Origin of the sequence: Anoxybacillus sp. J5B_2022, from assembly GCF_026847645.1 — a bacterium.
Classification (GTDB): domain Bacteria; phylum Bacillota; class Bacilli; order Bacillales; family Anoxybacillaceae; genus Anoxybacteroides.
In genome coordinates, this window is sequence record NZ_JAPSMC010000112.1 from 1 (window position 1) to 3,092 (window position 3,092).

Consider the following 3,092-nt stretch of genomic DNA (forward strand, 5'->3'; position numbering starts at 1 on the left):
TAACTTTTGCAAATGTTCGCGCTGTTGTGTCGATAAAGCCTGTTCCCAGCTTGCTTCTAGGTCAAGGCGATGGTCTTCACGCTTTGGCGCTTGTTTAAGTTCAAATGCAATTGTCCATCCTTTTTGTGGGATCGTATCGACAAGCTTATCTTCTGCAGAAAAGAGAAAACGCCATGGCCTTGCCGTCATTGGCGGCAGTTCACCGAAGCTGTCCATCTCAAATGTTCGTTTGGCGATCGCCTGTCCGTTTTCATCCAAGAGCAGCAAATCCATTTGTTCAAAGCGGACCGGCTTTGGCAGCGTGCTTCGTAAAAAGGCGACGACGACAAACCCGTCGTTGTACTCGATCAGCTTCATTCCAGAAATCGAAAGTTGATTCGGTTTTAACGGCGGAAGTTGCTGATGGTGAAATTGATAAACGTACCGTTCTTGCGGCGATACGTCCCAATCCGGATGAAACGATAACGTCGTTTTAATGTCAGCCGGTTGCGCTTCATCCACGCCGGAAGCCGGCCCGGGATGAAGCGTAGTTACGTTTGAATCGGTTGTTTTTGTTTTTCGTCTAAAAATCATGTCATTTCCCCCTTATTGGTTGCCGTCCAGTTCAAACTGGCTTTTGACATAGTTCATAAAGCGAATCGAAATATTCGCTTGAATGTCTTGCTGGAGACGGACAAATTCATGAAATGCTTCGATCTCGAATAGGCGGTACGGATCTTCTTGGCCGTATCCGCGCAAATGAATGCCGTCCTTTATGTTAGTGATCGTATCGAGATGACGGATCCAGTGAGAATCGATCGTTTGGATCATAAAGCGTTTGAGCTGTGTCGCAAGCATTTCATCGTCTTTCAGCGTCAATAAGTCCGCCTTCAATTTCTCGTATTCTCCCAAAACGATTTGTTCAATTTGCTCTTTTTCTAGTTCTTTCAAATCATCGATCGTTTTGTGAAAACGCAAAAATACGAACGACAGTTCCTCGTGCAAGCCTTTGATGTTCCACTCTTCGTAGAAAACGTCTGGCAAACAATATTTTTCAATGGTCTGCATCAAATAGTTTTTAATATAATCAAGCACCTCGTTCATCATTTCTTCTTGGGCACACGCTAAAATGCGATCGCGCATTTGATAAATGATTTTGCTTTGTCGATCGATGACAGAATCTAGCTTTAATAGATGCGCGCGTGCAGAATAATGAGCGTGTTCGACTGTTTCTTGCACTTTTTTTACAAATTTGACTGGGTCTGGAGAAATAATAAGACCGTCTTCATCGGTTTTCACTTTGCTGAGCCATTTTTCTAGTTCTTCTTTGTCATAAGATTTAAACAGTTCATCTTCTAATGAGATAATAAATTGCGAAGAACCAGGATCCCCTTGCCGCCCCGCGCGGCCACGTAGCTGCATGTCGATGCGGTTGCTTTCATGGCGTTCTGTGCCGATAATATGCAACCCACCAAGCTCTGCGACCCCTTCGCCTAACAAAATATCGGTTCCGCGCCCGGCCATATTCGTCGCCAGCATCACTTGCCCTTTTTGTCCAGCAAGCGCAATGATGCGCGCTTCGTCCTCTTCCGTTTTAGCGTTTAAAATTTGGTGTTGAATGCCGTGTTTCGTTAAATATTGCGATAATCGTTCCGACTGCGCGATTGATGTCGTACCGATTAAGACAGGACGACCGATATCGTGCATTTTTTTCACTTCCGCTACAATTTTTTTCGCTTTCGCTTCGTATGTGCGATAGACGAGATCGTCCATGTCGACGCGGCGCCGCGGCTTGTTCGTCGGAATCGTGACGACATGCAAATGATACGTGTCCCAAAATTCATCTTTTGACGGCGTGGCGCTTCCGGTCATGCCGCACAACATGTCGTACATGCGGAAATAGTTTTGGATTGTAATCGTCGCTTGCACATCGTTTTCTTCCGTAATCTCGACTCCTTCTTTTGCTTCGATCGCTTGATGCAATCCGTCGCTGAACGTTCGCCCTTCCATAATGCGGCCAGTGAATTGATCGACGAGGAGCACTTTTCCGTCTTTCACGATGTAGTCGACGTCGCGCTTCATAATGACAAACGCGCGCAACGACTGCATGACATTGTGCAGGAGCGCCTGATGTTCGGCGTCGTACAAGTTGTCGATGCCAAACGCTTGTTCAATTTTCGTCGCTCCGGCATCGGTTAAAAAGATTTGTTTTGTTTCCGGATACAATTCGTAATCTTCGTCCGCTTGAAATTGTCGGATAATTTGTGCCGTTACTTGGAACAATTCGGCACCGATGCTTGATTTGTTCGCGATAATGAGCGGCGTGCGCGCTTCATCGATTAAAATGCTGTCAATTTCATCGACGATGGCGTAATGAAGCTTGCGCTGCACTTTATCGCGTATATCGTATACCATATTGTCGCGCAAATAATCGAAGCCGAATTCTGTTCCCGTTCCGTATGTAATATCAGCTTCATACGCTTCTTTTTTCTCTTGCGGAGACATTTGCGAAATGTTGAGGCCGACGGTCAACCCTAAAAATTCGAACACTTTCCCCATTTGTTCTCGGTCGCGGCGCGCTAAATATTCGTTTGCGGTAATAATATGCACCCCTTTTCCTTCTAGGGCATGCAAATAGCTCGGAAGCGTCGCGACTAGCGTTTTTCCTTCTCCCGTCTGCATTTCGGCGATGTTTCCTTCGTGTAAAACGAAGCCACCGATCAACTGCACATCATAATGGCGCAATCCGAGCACACGTTTTGCGGCTTCACGCACGACGGCAAAAGCTTCAATTTTTAAATCGTCAAGTGTTTTACCTTGACGGAGTTGTTCTTTAAATTCATCGGTTTTCGCTTTTAGCTGTTCATCGGTTAAGGAAGCGATGTGCGGTTCAATTGCATTCACTTGTTCGACAAGTTTGCGCAATTTTTTAATATCGCGAGCGCTTTCGTTAAACAGTTCTTTTACTTTTGTTAGCATAGTTCCCTCTCCTACTCAAATTCATTCCTAAACGAATTATAACATACTATGGAAAAAAGAAACTGCCTGGAATATAAGAGGAAAAAAATACAAATCCCCATTGAATCATCCAAACTTGCCGAATGTTTTGAAAC

At 45.1% G+C, this 3,092-nt stretch carries 2 protein-coding genes; both read right to left on the bottom strand.

What is annotated here, in order from left to right:
• Nucleotides 1-573: SLAP domain-containing protein (locus M4I42_RS16450; RefSeq protein ID WP_268853131.1), on the bottom strand; the 573-nt coding region annotated here is incomplete at its 3' end.
• Nucleotides 574-585: 12 nt separating this feature from the next.
• Nucleotides 586-2,958 (bottom strand): accessory Sec system translocase SecA2, encoded by a 2,373-nt coding sequence (secA2, locus tag M4I42_RS16455; RefSeq protein ID WP_268853132.1) that lies wholly within the window; start codon nucleotides 2,956-2,958, stop codon nucleotides 586-588.
• Nucleotides 2,959-3,092: the final 134 nt, after the last annotated feature.

What these genes read in the sequence shown, in the direction of transcription:
- secA2 (WP_268853132.1), bottom strand. Translation starts at nt 2,958, where the DNA reads ATGCTAACAAAAGTAAAAGAACTGTTTAACGAAAGCGCTCGCGATATT.